We start from the raw sequence: 14743 nt of genomic DNA, 5'->3' as shown, positions 1-14743 counted from the left end.
ATCAGCCAGACCAGGTGTGCTGTCCAAATGAAGCCCGGATCAACTCCGTTGATCCCTGCTCTTTGTCCTGCAGCTTCTCCCCTACTGAAGCCGCGCTGTGTCTCTGCAGCCCGGATGCCTTGCGGGTTCTCCTAGTAAGGAACGGGCCCGTCGTTCTCCTCGAGCATGCTGATCAGCTCGCGTGCTTCGGGAGAATGCGCAGACGCACGGCCCGCGACGAGAACGATCCGACGCTGTGCTCGCCGACGACCTCGGCCAGGCCTGCGTCGATGAGGCTCTGTGCGACTCCCTCGCCTTCGGACCAGTCCTTGACGAAGACCTCGTCGTCGGCTGCTCGGGAGATGCCGTAGGCATCGAGCGAGATGCTCAGGTACTCCTCGGGCTCACCGTCGCCGGTGTCCAGTATGAGTAGCCCGGTTGCCGGGTCGTGGAGCACAGTGCCGACGAATTCGACCAGGCCTCCGGAGAAGCGGATCGATATCTCGTTGCCGATGACGGTCAGGTTCGGATCGGAATCGGTCATTGGGGTCTCCTTGTGCGCTTGGGTGGGTCGTTCGGGGGAGCACGCGTAGATGGTGTGCCTTCGTACTTCGTCAGTCTTCTGCAGCGATACGTGGGCCGCATGATCGTCCCAGAACGAGACGGCGGTCGGATCGACTACCAGCGGCCTTTCCGTGACTGTCTGCTGGAGGCGGGCTGAATATCTCGTCCACGACTAGATGGCGCCCGGCACGGGACACAACACGGTTCCTGCTGCGAGGTGCGGTGCAGCCTCGCCGAGGAACTGAATGTGAGTCCGCTCCGGACTGAGCCAGATCTCGTCGTCCAGGCGCGGGTCGTCCGTGTGGACGTCTGCCTCGTACTCGTGCATCACCCGACGCGCTGACACCTCATCCTTGGCGATTGCCACCATGCTGGTGATCGGCGCGTCGCCATCTATCGCTGTGCCGTGATAGATCCGCATTGAACGGTTCCTGTCTGCGTGGAGGGGGGACGAGGGGCGTCTGCTGCGGTTGTGCTTGCATCGCGCTCCTCGAAACGGGGCGGCTGTTCGCATGGCCTGGGGCTGGGCATCCTGCAGGGGGACGCGGGCCGAGGCGGAGGTCACCGCCTAGCGACCTGTGTCGCTCGGAGTCGCCGTTCCGCTGCGAGTCGCGGAGGCGGTCGGAATCGTGGTCGGCTCGACGGTGGTGGTTACCGTTGCTGTCGGGGACGGCGTCGGTGTGCCAGTCAGCTCCGGGCCGCTCTCGCGGTCAGCCACACAGCCGTACCGGGCGCCGTACCCGTCGGGCCATACCCCGACTGTGTAATAGCCGGGATAGCTCGGATAGGTGCGGTAGTCGCGGCCGTAGTAGTTCACGATTACCGGCTGAGGTGCGAGCGGCATGTTCTTCCGGTACGGCTGCGACCAGGTTCGTCCGCCGGTGTTGTAGCCGCCCCAGGTGGTGGGCTTGGTCGACGTGCGCCAGTACGGGTTCGTCGTGGTCTTTTTGCTACTGCCCGGGTTCGAGCCAGATGTCCTCATCGGCCGGTCTTGCACTTTCGACGAGGTGCGCTGGGATCCCGGCCTCGGCGGGCTCGGCTTCGACGGGCTACCTGCGGTGGCGGCACAGGCCTGCTGGTCGTCGCTGCAGGACACCGGTGCGCCGGCGCCGATCAGTACGACGGCGAGGATTCATGCGATGTTACGGAAGATCACGGCTCTCCTGTCTTCGCGGCCACCACGCAGGGCAGCACGGGGATGGTGTTGCAGGTGTGCCTCACGCACGTCATCGAAGAGGCGTTGTCAGCCAGCTGGCTTCGCTCGCCGCCGTGCCGATCGGCGCAACTCATGGGCCGGTGCCGGCCGCAGCGAGAATGACGATCTCGTCGGGCTCGTAGACGCAGCTTTCGTCGTCGCCGACGCGCATGCGCACGCTCAGTTCGGAAGCGAATGGATTGGGCTCCCGCACGACGACCTCGACCACCTCGGCGATCGCGAGCTGAGGCAGCCCATCGTCGTTGCAGATCGGCACGATCACCCGGTCTCCGGTGCGGCCGGTGGCGCCGAGCTTGTCGGTGAAAGTAGCGGTGCTCATGACGGCGTCCCACTTCCATTGGATCGCCCAGCCGTGCTTTTGCTCGTGGTCATCGCTGGGGACGGTCTCGGACTGGCCAGGACGCCGGCGAGGTCGATCCTGCGGCCGCGCGCGATCTCGGCGGCGGACACGACGATGCGATAGCCGCCGGCCGGATAGCTCGGGTGGTCGGACGAGACCACAGCACAGCTCCACGCATCGCTGTTGCGCTTGCGCGGCAACGGCTCCTTGGCAACGCGACCAGGACGCGAATCCGGCCGGTAGTCGAGGGGTACAACGACGACACGGTGCGGTTCCGTGGTGCGCGGCGGCTTCCAGGGCAGCTCGACCAGCATGTCCTGGGGCCAGTCGGCAAGAGTGATCGGCAGCGTGGACAGGTAGTGGTTGGTCGAGCCCTCGGGGGACTGGGCGAGTCGCGCCTGCTCCTGTCCCTTGGTTTCGAGGTAGCCGATGCGTTCGAGGAATGACATGGTGATCGGTGCTCCCGCTTCGGGACGTGGGTGGGCGAGTACGTGGATCAGGCCTGCGCGTACTCCACTGCGTAGACGGGCACGTTGGCGCACAGGGCGTCGAAGGTTGTCGGGAATCGTGACCAGTCGGTGTTCTCGTCGATGGCGATGTCCACCCGGTCCCGGTAGGCGATGACGTATGCGGCTGCCTGGCGGTCGACGTACGTGGCGCTCTCGCCTTTGAACGGGATCTGGTGCCAGGTTCCGCCGTCGGAGCTCACCGGAAGGTTCAGGGTGATCAGTCCGGCGTCGATTCGGTTCATGGTGTTTGTGGGCATGGCAGGTGGTCCTCAATGTCGTGTCGATGGATGAGACCTGCAGTGGTCATTGGAGGCCCTGCGCACGCGTAGTGCTGCGGGTTCCGGCGCCCGGACTCAACCGGGCGCCCTGCAACCAACCAGGTTTCTTCTTCGCTGAGATCCCGGATCGACTCTGTCGATCTCACTAGCCCGAGCCCACTCACAGATCCAATGAACCATTAGATAGATATTACATAAGTATGTAAATGGCTTAGTATGATGTATTCATAAAGGACGTGGATGCTCACCGGGGAGGTTCGGCATGTCGGCAGTCGTCAACCAGGATCGCCGGGAGCGCGCGGTCGTGCGCCTCCATCCGGACGTCAAGCAGCGGGCGGAGTATTGGGCCCAGCGCCGCGGCTACACGTCGGTCAACGAGTACATGGCCGAGGCTGTCGACGAGAAGATCCGGCGCGAGAACCTGGACTACGACCTGCCGACCCTTGAGATCGCCCGGCTCAATCAGCTGGTCGACGAGGTCAAGGCTTTGTCGACGAACAGCGCGAACCTCGAGCGGGTTGTCACACAGGGCTTCGACTCCCTCATCGGCCTCACTCGAGGCGACAACTATCTGCTCGATGCCGAGGACGGGGAGTTGTGATCATGGGTGGCAGCAGTTTTCAGGACCTGCTCGATGACGCGAAGGCCAACGACTCCATGGAGGTCGACACATCCTTCCTCGACGAGTTCCGGCGGACCGGCGCGGGAACCCCTCCGCCGGCCGAGGGAGCCGCCTACGACGAGCCGACCTTCGACGTTGCCGAACCACCGATTGAAGATGCCGCTCTTGCTGGGCAGGCAGCCGGCCCCCCGGCATCCGAGCCGGTGCCCGACACACCCACCCCCGAGAGAGCGGCGCACGATGGGCTTGAGGCAGTGGGCGCAGGCAGTCCGACGAACCACGGCGGTAGCCCGCGCCGCAGCAGCTCGTCGGGCAGCGGCGGTACATCGGCACCCCTACCGGACCCACAGCAACCAGCCGCGACGTCTCCCCGATCGGATGGCACAGACACGAGTGGTCCGAGGCCGGAGATCAGAGCACCTCAGGAGCTCGATGCGGTACTGGACGCCGAGGACGAGCGGAACCTCGATCACCTGGCCGTGTCCGCGGTGTCAGCGCACCGCAAGACCGACCAGCAGGACGCGATCCAGGCGGCAACCGGGACAAGGGGCGGCGGCAGCGGTACTGCCGAATCCCTGCCGGAGTCAGGTTTCCGGATCATCGGCCTGGCGAGCCAGCCCATGGTGCGGAACCTGCCTCGCGCGCTCGTGGATGCGCTTCGCCTGCAGCTTCACTCCGCGGCCATACGCGAGCGAGGTGTCAGCGACAAGGTGGCCGAGGCGTTCAGCCGGCGGCTGAGCCAGGGCGCTCTGGTGGCCGCCTTCTTGCTGGCCCAGCTGGACGTGCGCATGGAGACGGACCCGGCGACGCAAGCGGCCGTCGAGCTGTTCCGCTCACAGGACCCGTTGCTCGGTTCGATTGCCGGGCGCATCGATACCCTCGAGCAGCTGGAGCACCAGCACACCACCCAGCTGGAGCGTCTGCACGCGATGGCGACAGCCATTCAGCGGACCAGCGCTGTCATCGAGCAATCGGTGGCGTACTCGATCGCCGATCGCACGGTGAACTTCCTGCGCGGTTCGCACAACATCCATGACGCGCCGATCACGCACCAGGACGCGATCTATATTCGCGACAGAGCCCGGGATGAGACGCGGAAACGCAGCAAGTTCGAGGACGACCGGGACGGAAGGCCGATCCGGTGAGCACGTAGCCGCGGCCGGCCAGCAGCACGAGAACAGCATCCGGCGCCAGGAAGCTCCGACCGCAGTAGTCGCGACCGATCCACGTCCTCACCTCATCACTCGACCCATTCAGATAGTCATTCAATAGACTATTGAATGACTATCAGGATAGGCTGCTCAGTGTCCGCGATGGAGACATCTGAGGTGGAGTCGATATGACTGTGGGGATCCTGACCGAGAAGCCGTCGGCCGCGCGCCACTTCGCGGCGGCGCTGGGAGGCAAGAGCGGCAGTTACAACGGCGAGCGGTTCGTCATCGCCCACGCGCGTGGGCACCTGTATGAGTTCGTCGACCCGCACCAGATGGTGTCCGACCCCGCTCTGGCAGGCAGGTATCACCAGTGGGACCTGGCGAATCTTCCCTGGGATCCGCGCGACCTCACCTGGAATCTGGAGGTCATCAAGGGCGTTGCCAAGGTGGCGCAGGAGGTGAAGCAGACGCTGGCCGGCTGCGACGAGATCGTGATCGCGACCGATGTGGACCCGACGGGTGAGGGCGGCATGATTGCCGTGAATGCGTTCCTTGAGCTGGGTCTGCGGCCGAAGTCGTGGTCGCGCATGTATTTCACCGACGAGGCACCGGTGTCGCTGCAGAAGGCGTTCTCGTCGCGTAAGACGATCGCTTCGCTGCAGCACTTCGACGAGTATGCCAAGGCGATCTACCGCTCCAAGTTCGACTTCCTGTCGATGCAGTGGACCCGTTGCGCAACCAGCATCGCGCGCTCCCGCGGCCGGGACACGGTGCTGCGGCAGGGCCGGCTGAAGTCCGCGATGGTCAAGTTGGTCGGGGACCAGCTGAAGGCGTACAGCGACTACGTCAAGCAGCCGTTCTTCCAGAACCGCTTCCGCGACGAGAACGACGTCATGTACACGAACCCGAACGAGCCGCGATTCGGCCAGAAGGCTCAGGTACCGCAGCGGTACTCGGCATCGCCTGTCGTGCTCGACGCCACGGTGACGAAGCAGACCGCGCCGCCGCGGCTGCTCGACCTCGCGGCGCTGTCGTCGATGCTGGTGGGCAAGGGTGTGAAGGCCAAACTCGTCCTCGAGACGTACCAGAAGATGTACGAGGCACAGGTCGTCAGCTACCCGCGCACCGAGGACAAAACGATCACGCCGGAGCAGTTCAACGAGCTCGCGCCACTCGCCGACAACATCGCCGCGGTCGCCGGTGTCGACATTGCTCTATTGACGCACCGCAAGCCACGCCGAACACACGTCAAACCTCAAGGCGCGCACGGTGCGAACCGGCCGGGACCGAAGGTGCCTGCATCGCTGGACGACGTCGCGCAACGGTTCGGCCAGACCGGCCGCCTCATCTACGAGACCCTGGCCAAGAATTACCTGGCCATGCTGGCCGAGGACTACGTCTACGAGCAGCAGAAGGGCCACGTACAGCGCTACGCGGAGTTCGTCGGGATCGCGAACGTGCCCAAGAGCGCAGGCTGGAAGGCCGTGTTCGACCCGGACTCCGGTGACAATCCTGCAGACAACTCCGCTACGGCAGACCCGGTGGCGACTGAGACCAGCAAGGGACTCGGCCGCAACGCCGAGCCGTTCGTCTTCGAAGGCGCGAACAAGCGCCCCGAGCACCCGAGCATGAAGTGGCTCATGAAGCAGCTCGAGAAGCGCGACGTCGGCACAGGCGCAACGCGGACCTCGACCTACAGCGAGGTGACTTCTACGAGCGTGAAGTACCCACTGCTCGTGGAGCGCGGCCGCAAGCTCACCCTCGCCGACGCGGGCCAGCTGAGCTGGCTGCTGCTGCCCGGCACACGGATCGGCAGCCTGGATCTCACAGAGAAGATCTATGCCGACATGCGCGACATCGCCGCCGGAACCGCGACCGCCGAGGAACGCCTCGCCGTCGTCGCGGACTGGGTGCGCGAGGACATCGCGCAGATGAAGAAGAACGCCGCGGCAATCGAGGCAAAACTCGGTCCGCAAGGCACCGCAGGCACGCACAAGGAGCGTGCGACTGGTATCTGGGCGAAGACCGGCCAGTCAGTGACATTTGCCCGTGCGTGGGGTGGCCACCGTTTCAGCGACCAGGAAGTACAGCAGTTGCTGGCCGCCGAGACAATCGAGTTCGAGGCCAGGAGCCAGCAGGGCAAGACCTACGACGTATTCGGCGAGCTGGCCGAACAGACGTTCAAAGGCAACAAGTTTGTCGGCTTCAGCAAGCTCGGCCTCGGCCGCCGCGACGCCAGCGGCGCTGCCCAGCCACCCAAGGAGTGGTGCTCCCACGTGTTCACACCCGCCGAGCTAAAACAGCTCGCGGCCGGTGGATCGGTCGAGGCCGGCGACTTCCTCAGCAAGCAGGGCAACGCCTTCCAGTGCAAGGTCTGGTTCAAGGAAGACAAGCCCGGCGAAGGCAAAAAGATCGTCCCCGACTTCGACACCTCTCTCCCGCCGACGAGTTGGTGCCAGCACGTCTTCACCGACGACGAGCGCACCGCGCTGGCCAGAGGCACGAGCATCCATGTGAAGGGCCTGACCTCGGCCAGAGGCAGGAAGTTCGACGCGGACCTCACCTGGAAGAACGAGGACGGCAGGAAAAAGATCGTGCCGGCCTTCGCATGAACTCCGCGGCAGCAACGGAAAGGACTTCCTTGATGACCACCGTTCATCCTTCGAGGGCTGTAGCCCCTGCGCAGCTGGCATCGGACCCGGTCCTGGGCGGACTCGTCGGGCTGATCGGCGACGCACACGGCGACGCAGGCTTTCTGCGAGGAGCCGCGACGATTCTGGCTCAGCGCGGGTGCACTTCGCTGGTACAACTCGGCAACTTCGGGCTGATCTGGAGCGGCACCCGCGCCGAGTCACGCGCTCTCGACGAGCTCAACGGCACGCTGGCCAAGCTGGGGCTCCGGCTCTACGTGGTGCTCGGCAGCCTCGAGAACTACGACCTGATCGACGCTCTCCCCCGCGACGCCAGCGGCACCGTTCAGATCTTCTCCCATATCGATCTGTTGCCCCGCTCCGGCGTGGTCCTCGCAGGCAACGGCGGCCTCGCCGATCCCGTCCACGCGATCGGCTGGCTGTCGGGAGCAGCCAGCCTCGACCGCAGCCTGCGTGTGCCGGGCAGGAACTGGTGGCCCGCCGAGCTCACGACTGATGCCCAGGCGCAGGGACTGTTGTCGTCGCCGATCGGTCCTGACGTCGTGCTCGCGCATGAGGCTCTGGCCACTCCGGGGCTGCTCGCCTACCTGGGCGACGGCGCGGGCTGGGACCCGAGCGACCTGACGTACGCGCGAACAGCGCAGCGCGAACACACCGAACGCGTGCTCTCGGTGCTCGACCCGGGCAAGGAAACGCTCACCGTCAGCGGCCGCTATCACCTGCGCCACTCCGAGCGCACGATCCTTCGGCGCGGAACGGCAGACGGTGCGACTCAGCCGGTCCCCGTCCGCCAGGAAATCCTCGACCGCGAGCGGACACCCGGATGCTTCGCGGTCCTCGACCTGCGCGGTCCCGTCCCCCTTCTCGAGGCACCGTGACAGCCGAGCACTCCCCTGGCCCGATGACCCGGCAGTAAGGACAGCAACTATGGCCCGCCACTCCTACAAGATCCCAGCACCACTGAACAGGTCCTTCCTCGACCACGAGATCTCGTTCAGCGTCGGCGGCTGGCAGGTCCCGCCGTCTCCCATGAAGCAGATCCTGTTCCTGGGCGGCGGCGTCCTCGTCACCCTGTGGGCGGCAACGACTACGTTCATCAAGTCGGCCGGCCCGGCGCTCATCGTGCTGTTCGTCGTCTGGTCGCTCATCACCGTGTTCTACCTCGGCGGCCTGACCAGGACCAGAGAACTGCGCTTCATGACCGTGCCGGCACTGCTGGCCTACCTGCCGAGAAAGGCCCGGCTGGTGCTCACGCGGCGCAGTGCTGATCCAAGCGGCTTCTACTCGATCGTCGGTGTCGACGACGTGACCGAGAACGGCGCGATCAGCTTCTCCGACGGCAGCCTCGGCCAGGTATACCTCGTGGTCGGTTCGGCGAGCTACCTGCTGTTCGACGAGGACCGGACCTCGATCCTGGATCGCGTCGATTCGTTCTGGCGGAAGGTGCCGACCAGTTGCGAGCACGTCTTTATCACCACGAAGGAGCCGCAGCGGATCTACCACCAGGTGGCCAACCTGGAACGCCGCAATCAGGCTCTTCAGGTACGGGATCCGGATCTCCTGGAGTTGCAGAACGAGCAGTACGACATCCTCACCGGCCATGTGGGTGGCAAGTTCACCTCGATCCATCAATACGTCCTGCTCAAGGGCAAGAGCGCCGACGTGCTGCGCCAGGGACACCTGGTCCTGCAGGCCGAGGTCGAGGGTTCCTCTCTCATGATCAAGGAGGTCACGATGCTCGGCCGCGACGAGTCCCATCAGATGCTCCGGATCCTGTACCAGGGCACCACCGAAAGCCTTCTGGGCTGACCCGACAGCACTGCGACCCCTGCATATACGCAGGAGAAGACGAGACGATGGCACTGCTCACCAAGCTTCGAACCTCACTCGGGACCCCGAACAAGGATGAAGCGCGTCCCGAGCTCACCGACGAGTTCTCGTTCGACGCGCCGGCAACTGCCGGTTCCATGGCGAGCGGGCAGGATGCGGCCGGCGGAGTCGCCGATCAAACAGAGTCGGAGGCCAGGCTCGGCTGGTGGCGACGCCGCCAGGATGCGAAGCGTCTCGAGGGAAAGTTCGAGTCGTACCCACACCTGCTCGCGCTGAAGCCCAAGGAGAAGTACCTCTTCCGGTCGGACTACTTCCAGGTCGACGCCTCGGTCGGCTGCGTCCTGGCGTTCTTCCACGACATGGCCGCCCACGACAGCTTCGGCCCGTTCTGGGGCATCGGGCGCATCCCCGATGGCCTCGACGAACGGGTGACCGCGGTCGTACTCGAACAGGTCGCGCGGATGACCGACAAGTGGATCGACCAGTACACGAAGCAGTCCGAGAAGCTCGACAACTTGGAGGCGGGTGAGCTGGTCGACGGCGGTACGACGTCCTCGAAGCTCAAGGCGAGGAAGGTCGCCGGCGACCTCGAGGCCACGATCAGCGAGATCCAGAACGGGGCGGCGTACCTGTCGGTGCAGAACCGGCTGCTGCTCAAAGCCCCAGACCTGGCAATCCTGGAAGACAGCATCGATCGGATCTCGCGTCTCTACATCGACCGTTTCGGGACGCTCAAGGCCGCGGCGTACGCCGGCGAGCAGCGCCAGGAGCTGTCAGGGCTGCTGAAGAAGAACGACAAGAAGCGCGGCCGCGGATTCCACTTCACCTCCACGGAGTTCGCCGGTTCGTACTCGCTCGTCACGAACGGCCTCAACGACCGCGGCGGCGAGTACGTCGGCTACATGGTCGGCGACGTGAACAACTCGGCGGTGCTCTTCGATTCCAACGGCTACGACCACCACGTAGTCATCGCCGACGGTGCGACCTCGGACTATCTGAACCGCGCACAGATCTCCGACCTGTGGTGCTCGAAGCTGTCCCAGTCGTGCCTGCTGAACAACGGCCACGTGGTGCACCTGGTGCTCGACGGCGCGGAACTGGACAGGCTGGGGCCACGCTTCGACGCCCTGACGTCTCGCGTCGACCTGAACACAGGTGACGTGAACATGTTCGAGATGTTCGGTGAAGAGGCTGACGAACTGCCTGTCTTCGCGGCGCAGATGCAGAAGCTCGCGTTGATGTTCGAGCAGCTCTACGAGTCTGCCGATGGCGGTGTCGGGTCGATCATCCGCAACGAACTGGAGAAGACGGCGACACAGTTCTACGTCGACCAGCGCATGTGGGTGCGAAATGCCAAGGCCCAGCGGCATCGCCTGCGCGTCGTGGGCATTCCGCACGAGCAGGTGCCGCGCCTGCAGATGTTCGTCTCCTACCTGGACACCGAGCACAAGGCCCTGCTGAACTCCGACAAGAACGACCCCGACCAGCTGCGCGCGTACAACGTGCTCAAGAGCGTCGCGAAGAACCTGCTCGACAACAACGGTGACCTGTTCAACAACCACACAGCCGCCGCGGTCGACGGAATCCGAGACGCCAAGCGCGTGATCTACGACTTCTCGAAGCTCCTGCGTCGCGGCCGCGGTGTCGCGATGGCGCAGCTCGTCAACATCGTCGGATTCGCGGTCGGCAAACTCGAGCGCGGTGACACGGTCGTGATCCACGGCGCGGAGAACATCGACGACCGCGTCACGGGGTACATCGAGATGCAGCTCGAGCAGCTCTACCAGCGCGGCGGCAGGGTCGTGTTCAGCTACAACGACATCGACAAGATGCTCGCCGGCGTGAAGTTCAACAAGTTCGACGCCGCCGACTACACGGTCTTCGGCTCGATGCGGGACAAAACCGTGGCTGACTACCAGGAACTGCTGCACCAGCGGATCCCACCCGACCTGGCCCAGCTCATCACCCGAAAGGGCGAGAACCTGAGCTACCTGCGTCGCGGGGTCTCCAACGTCGTGTTCCACCTGGACTTGGCGCTGGGCGTCAATCCGAACCGCGAGAAGCAGCGCCGCACGATGCAGCGCGCCGCGCGACATGCCGCGGACTCCGCCAGGTTCGACGCCGTCATGACCGACAAACCGGTCCCGGGCGCCAACATCACCCAAGCAGGCGGCGGCAACGAGTCCGGGAAGGACACGACACCCCCGAAGGACAATGCGCCGCCAGCGCAGCTGCGGAAGAAGTTCCTCGGTGCCGGATCGCAGCCGACAGCCCATCCCGGCGATCCAGGGTTGCAGAACACGCAGACCTCGATGACGAGACAACCAGACCGGAGAGCGCCATGACTAGACACAGCACGCCGACGGCATCCGTCATGCGGCTGCCGTCCTGGATGCGGACCGTCGCAGGCGGACTGCTCGCGGCTCTGCTCGCGTCGCTCATCGTGCTCGCGGTAGCGCCGCTGGCGTACGCCGACGACCCGAGCAACAAGGATCAGAAGGACTACAGCCTCTACCACCTCGCGTCGAACGCAAGCGTGTACTTCAGTGAGAAGAGCGCCCCTGAGAACGGCGGGAAAGGGGTTGGCGACTCCTGGAAGACCGTTGTCGCCAGTCCCGCCCAGGCCGGCTCGATGCTCGGTTACGCCGATGACGACGGCTTCGTGAAATGGCTGTTCTCGACCATCTCGGGCTCGTCACAGACGATCAAGTACGACGCGCTCGACAGCGCACAAGCCTCCGGCATGAAGGACTACGCCCACTTCGGAGCAGCCGCACACGACCTCGGCTTCGACGCCATGATGTCGTCCGCGGGTTTCGACCCGATGATCCACGCGGTCGGCGGCTCGCTGATCTGGCTGGTCTACGCACTGGCTATGGGGGTCTCCTTGCTGTTCTGGATCTTCATCCAGATCCTGAAGCTCATGAACCCCTTTCTCTGGTTCCACGACGGCATCGCTGCAGTGTCCCCGGCGTACAAGACATGGGCCGACGGCATGGTCACCACATCGTCAGGCGTCAACACGACACCCGACGCACTCTCAGGCCTGTCGAGCTTCGTGTCTCAGTGGTACGGCGCACTGGTGTCGCTGTCGTGGGGAGTGCTGGTGCCGCTCTTCATCGGCTTCCTGCTGCTCGGGCTCGTCTTCTTCAAGAAGATGGAGCGCGGCAGCGCAATCAAGAAGGTTGCCATACGCATCGTCTTCATCGGCGTCGGGCTTCCTCTCATCGGCGGGATGTACACCTCGATCCTCAACCAGTTCGACGACTCCCTGCTCTCACAGAGCTCAGGCCCGACCAAAGTCGTGCTCTCCACCTACGTCGACTTCGACGCGTGGATGAACACGAACCGCCTCCAGGTGCCGGCGAACGCCTCGATCACCTGGGACGCAAGCACCGGGCACGCCCAACCCGTCTCGGTGTTCTCGGCCCGGAACTCCGCACTCGCGATCAACGCACAGACCGGGCAGTTCCCCGGAATCAGCGCAGGCGAGAAGATCAGCGACGCCGGTAGCGCCTGGGCCAACAGCACCCCGCGGCTGAAGGACAACGACACCGACAAGAACACCGTGTTCGCCACACTGGGCATGCTCGGCCGCTACCTCCAGGGCCAGACGGTGAACTCATCGGACTTCGAATCAAACATCCAGGGGGCGGTGACCGCGATCGACCCGAAGGATGTGGACTGGGACTTGAAGAAGGACTGGTTCCTCGGCAAGAGCTACAAGGACTCCCAGGACTTCGGCGACGGCAACAAGCCAGTGCCTCCGAACGAGCACCCGCTACTCGCGACGAGCGGATCCGGCCTGACAGCCAGAACCGACGGCGCAAGCACAGAGTTCACCTCGACCAGTGGCAACACCAAGTGCGGCTTCACTGTCGTCGAGCCGAACACCGACGGTAAACCGGCCGACTGCAACTTGTCCCCGCTCAGCGCCTACAACTACCTGAACACCGAGTTCAACACGGACTCGATGACGATCTTCTCGTCCAACAAGGTGACCTCGGGTTTCACGCGTTCGTTCCACTCTTCGGTGGCTCAGATCGGCAGCGGACCGGCTTCGTTCATGTACTGGGCCAACACCTTCACCCTCCTGAGTTCGATCACACTCATCGGAATCTTCTACGGCGTCGGAATGCTCACCGGTGCTCTGCGCCGGACCTTCGGCACCGTCGCGGCAGTTCCTTTCGCCACCCTGGGTGTGATGGCCGGCATCGCCAAGGTCGTCATCTACTCGATTGCCATGATCCTCGAAGTGCTGGTCACACTGTTCCTCTACCAGTTCGTCTCGGAGCTCCTGGTGTCGCTGCCGCAAATCATCGAGGGCCCGATCGCGAAGCTGGTCAGCAGCAACCCGACCGGCTCAGGCCGCGGTTTCGCGAACATCTTCAGCAACCCGGTGCTCGGCTCGATCGCCGTGGTCGTGATGACGATCGTGTCGATCATCCTCATCATCGGGGTGACATTCACCCTCTTGCGGGTACGCAAGACGGTCCTCAAGGCACTCGACGAGGCCGTAACCAAACTGGTCGACAAGTTCCTGGACACGACCACCCCGCCCAAGCAGACCAACGGCGGTCTGATGCCCGCGATCGCCAACGGCCTGGGCGCGGGGGCAGGCATGGCCGCGGCCTCCGGCATGATGGGCAAACTGGGCGGCAAGCCACCGAAGCCAGGTCCTCACAAGCCCACCAACACCGGCCAGCCGGGCACAGCGACCACGAATGCCGGCGGCACCAACGGTGGCCTGTCGCTAGCAGGCAAGAAGCGGGGCGAGCTTACTGGCGGTGCTCCAGGCGAACTTGAGGGCCGCTCGCCTGGACCGATGCTCCCGCCCGGCGACGGCGGACCCGCACACAGCCCCGTTGGCCCCAGCGGCCCAGGCGGCCGCGGCGGCCCGGCTTCGGGCCGCGAGCTACCAACTGGGTCAGGTGTGGCCGGTTCCGGAAGGACCGGAAGCGCCGGTGCAGCTGACACGCGCGACGGCACCGCCGGAGCAGGTAACGGCAGGACCGGCCAGAGCCGCTCATCCGTGGCTGACACAGGTTCACCGATCGCGACCAGCGACAACAAGCCAGGCACGCGCGCCAATCGCTCACAGCAAGACCGCGACATCGCCGAAACTGTGAGTCACCAAGGCGGACTGACAGATCTGGGCATTGGCCAACAGAATCAGCACCGTCGCAGCTCTCCTGGCCAGGCCACTCCGTCGACAGGTCAGAACATCAGTGGGTCCGACGGCCGCAGTAGCCACAGCTCGGCGGACAACACCCAAGGGCGGCCGAACGGCGCCGGCGCACCCCTGAGGGTGCCTCCACGCGGCTCTGGCCCGAGCAGTAGCCCACGAGCGAAGCTGCCCAACAAAGACGGATCGCCGAGCACGATCCATCCCACACGCTCACCACGTATCGAGCGCTCAGCCAGCACGTCCCCGCAGCAAACCAGGAAACCCGACCCAACGCCCCGTGTCCGGAAAGCCGCACCAGCACCGCAGCCACCCCAGCAAGACAAGCCGACGCGGCCAACGCGGCCAGCCTCGGAGACACAGAAGCGCCCACACACGCGGCAGGACTCGTCGAACGAGTAGCTGAAGAACCCCT

Annotated in this window: 13 protein-coding genes; 7 read left to right on the top strand and 6 right to left on the bottom strand. The window is 64.7% G+C overall.

What is annotated here, in order from left to right:
* Window positions 1–172: 172 nt before the first annotated feature.
* The 6 genes from OG394_RS29395 to OG394_RS29370 all read right to left on the bottom strand — a co-directional run bounded on the left by OG394_RS29395 (window position 173) and on the right by OG394_RS29370 (window position 2865).
* Window positions 173–523 (bottom strand): hypothetical protein, encoded by a 351-nt coding sequence (locus tag OG394_RS29395; RefSeq protein ID WP_328990368.1) that lies wholly within the window; start codon window positions 521–523, stop codon window positions 173–175.
* Between the two features lie 192 nt (window positions 524–715).
* Window positions 716–964, bottom strand: a complete 249-nt coding sequence (locus OG394_RS29390; protein WP_328990366.1) for a hypothetical protein — start codon at window positions 962–964, stop codon at window positions 716–718.
* Between the two features lie 147 nt (window positions 965–1111).
* Entirely contained in the window at window positions 1112–1525 is a 414-nt protein-coding gene (locus OG394_RS29385) for a hypothetical protein (protein WP_328990364.1), read from the bottom strand.
* A 304-nt stretch (window positions 1526–1829) separates the two neighbouring features.
* A complete protein-coding gene (locus tag OG394_RS29380) occupies window positions 1830–2078 on the bottom strand; it encodes a hypothetical protein (RefSeq protein WP_328990362.1) in 249 nt (82 codons plus the stop codon).
* Window positions 2075–2548, bottom strand: a complete 474-nt coding sequence (locus OG394_RS29375; RefSeq protein ID WP_328990361.1) for a hypothetical protein — start codon at window positions 2546–2548, stop codon at window positions 2075–2077. The genes OG394_RS29380 and OG394_RS29375 overlap by 4 nt, the downstream gene beginning before the upstream one ends.
* Window positions 2549–2595: 47 nt before the next feature.
* A complete protein-coding gene (locus OG394_RS29370) occupies window positions 2596–2865 on the bottom strand; it encodes a hypothetical protein (RefSeq protein WP_328990359.1) in 270 nt (89 codons plus the stop codon).
* Between the two features lie 283 nt (window positions 2866–3148).
* On the opposite strand from OG394_RS29370, the gene OG394_RS29365 reads away from it, so the two are divergent.
* The 7 genes from OG394_RS29365 (at window position 3149) to OG394_RS29335 (ending at window position 14730) form a co-directional block, all read left to right on the top strand.
* On the top strand, window positions 3149–3487 hold the full coding sequence (locus OG394_RS29365; RefSeq protein ID WP_020385236.1) for a hypothetical protein: 339 nt from the start codon (window positions 3149–3151) through the stop codon (window positions 3485–3487).
* Between the two features lie 2 nt (window positions 3488–3489).
* Window positions 3490–4653: a hypothetical protein gene (locus OG394_RS29360; protein WP_328990354.1), complete on the top strand. Its 1164-nt coding sequence runs from the start codon at window positions 3490–3492 to the stop codon at window positions 4651–4653.
* A 194-nt stretch (window positions 4654–4847) separates the two neighbouring features.
* On the top strand, window positions 4848–7274 hold the full coding sequence (locus tag OG394_RS29355; RefSeq protein WP_328990352.1) for a DNA topoisomerase: 2427 nt from the start codon (window positions 4848–4850) through the stop codon (window positions 7272–7274).
* 32 nt (window positions 7275–7306) lie between these two features.
* Window positions 7307–8191: a hypothetical protein gene (locus OG394_RS29350; protein ID WP_328990350.1), complete on the top strand. Its 885-nt coding sequence runs from the start codon at window positions 7307–7309 to the stop codon at window positions 8189–8191.
* A 49-nt stretch (window positions 8192–8240) separates the two neighbouring features.
* Window positions 8241–9122 (top strand): hypothetical protein, encoded by an 882-nt coding sequence (locus OG394_RS29345; RefSeq protein ID WP_328990348.1) that lies wholly within the window; start codon window positions 8241–8243, stop codon window positions 9120–9122.
* Window positions 9123–9169: 47 nt separating this feature from the next.
* Entirely contained in the window at window positions 9170–11488 is a 2319-nt protein-coding gene (locus OG394_RS29340; protein WP_328990347.1) for a hypothetical protein, read from the top strand.
* Complete coding sequence (locus tag OG394_RS29335) at window positions 11485–14730, top strand: hypothetical protein (RefSeq protein WP_328990345.1); 3246 nt, start codon at window positions 11485–11487, stop codon at window positions 14728–14730. The genes OG394_RS29340 and OG394_RS29335 overlap by 4 nt, the downstream gene beginning before the upstream one ends.
* Window positions 14731–14743: the final 13 nt, after the last annotated feature.

The sequence above is a fragment of the Kribbella sp. NBC_01245 genome (genome assembly GCF_036226525.1).
Classification (GTDB): Bacteria; Actinomycetota; Actinomycetes; order Propionibacteriales; family Kribbellaceae; genus Kribbella.
This window is presented reverse-complemented; position numbering and strand designations above follow the sequence as displayed.

Bases quoted from the DNA above. Each gene is read 5' to 3' on its own strand.
- OG394_RS29395 (WP_328990368.1), bottom strand. From the start codon at position 523: ATGACCGATTCCGATCCGAACCTGACCGTCATCGGCAACGAGATATCG.
- OG394_RS29390 (WP_328990366.1), bottom strand. From the start codon at position 964: ATGCGGATCTATCACGGCACAGCGATAGATGGCGACGCGCCGATCACC.
- OG394_RS29385 (WP_328990364.1), bottom strand. From the start codon at position 1,525: ATGAGGACATCTGGCTCGAACCCGGGCAGTAGCAAAAAGACCACGACG.
- OG394_RS29380 (WP_328990362.1), bottom strand. From the start codon at position 2,078: ATGAGCACCGCTACTTTCACCGACAAGCTCGGCGCCACCGGCCGCACC.
- OG394_RS29375 (WP_328990361.1), bottom strand. From the start codon at position 2,548: ATGTCATTCCTCGAACGCATCGGCTACCTCGAAACCAAGGGACAGGAG.
- OG394_RS29370 (WP_328990359.1), bottom strand. From the start codon at position 2,865: ATGCCCACAAACACCATGAACCGAATCGACGCCGGACTGATCACCCTG.
- OG394_RS29365 (WP_020385236.1), top strand. From the start codon at position 3,149: ATGTCGGCAGTCGTCAACCAGGATCGCCGGGAGCGCGCGGTCGTGCGC.
- OG394_RS29360 (WP_328990354.1), top strand. From the start codon at position 3,490: ATGGGTGGCAGCAGTTTTCAGGACCTGCTCGATGACGCGAAGGCCAAC.
- OG394_RS29355 (WP_328990352.1), top strand. From the start codon at position 4,848: ATGACTGTGGGGATCCTGACCGAGAAGCCGTCGGCCGCGCGCCACTTC.
- OG394_RS29350 (WP_328990350.1), top strand. From the start codon at position 7,307: ATGACCACCGTTCATCCTTCGAGGGCTGTAGCCCCTGCGCAGCTGGCA.
- OG394_RS29345 (WP_328990348.1), top strand. From the start codon at position 8,241: ATGGCCCGCCACTCCTACAAGATCCCAGCACCACTGAACAGGTCCTTC.
- OG394_RS29340 (WP_328990347.1), top strand. From the start codon at position 9,170: ATGGCACTGCTCACCAAGCTTCGAACCTCACTCGGGACCCCGAACAAG.
- OG394_RS29335 (WP_328990345.1), top strand. From the start codon at position 11,485: ATGACTAGACACAGCACGCCGACGGCATCCGTCATGCGGCTGCCGTCC.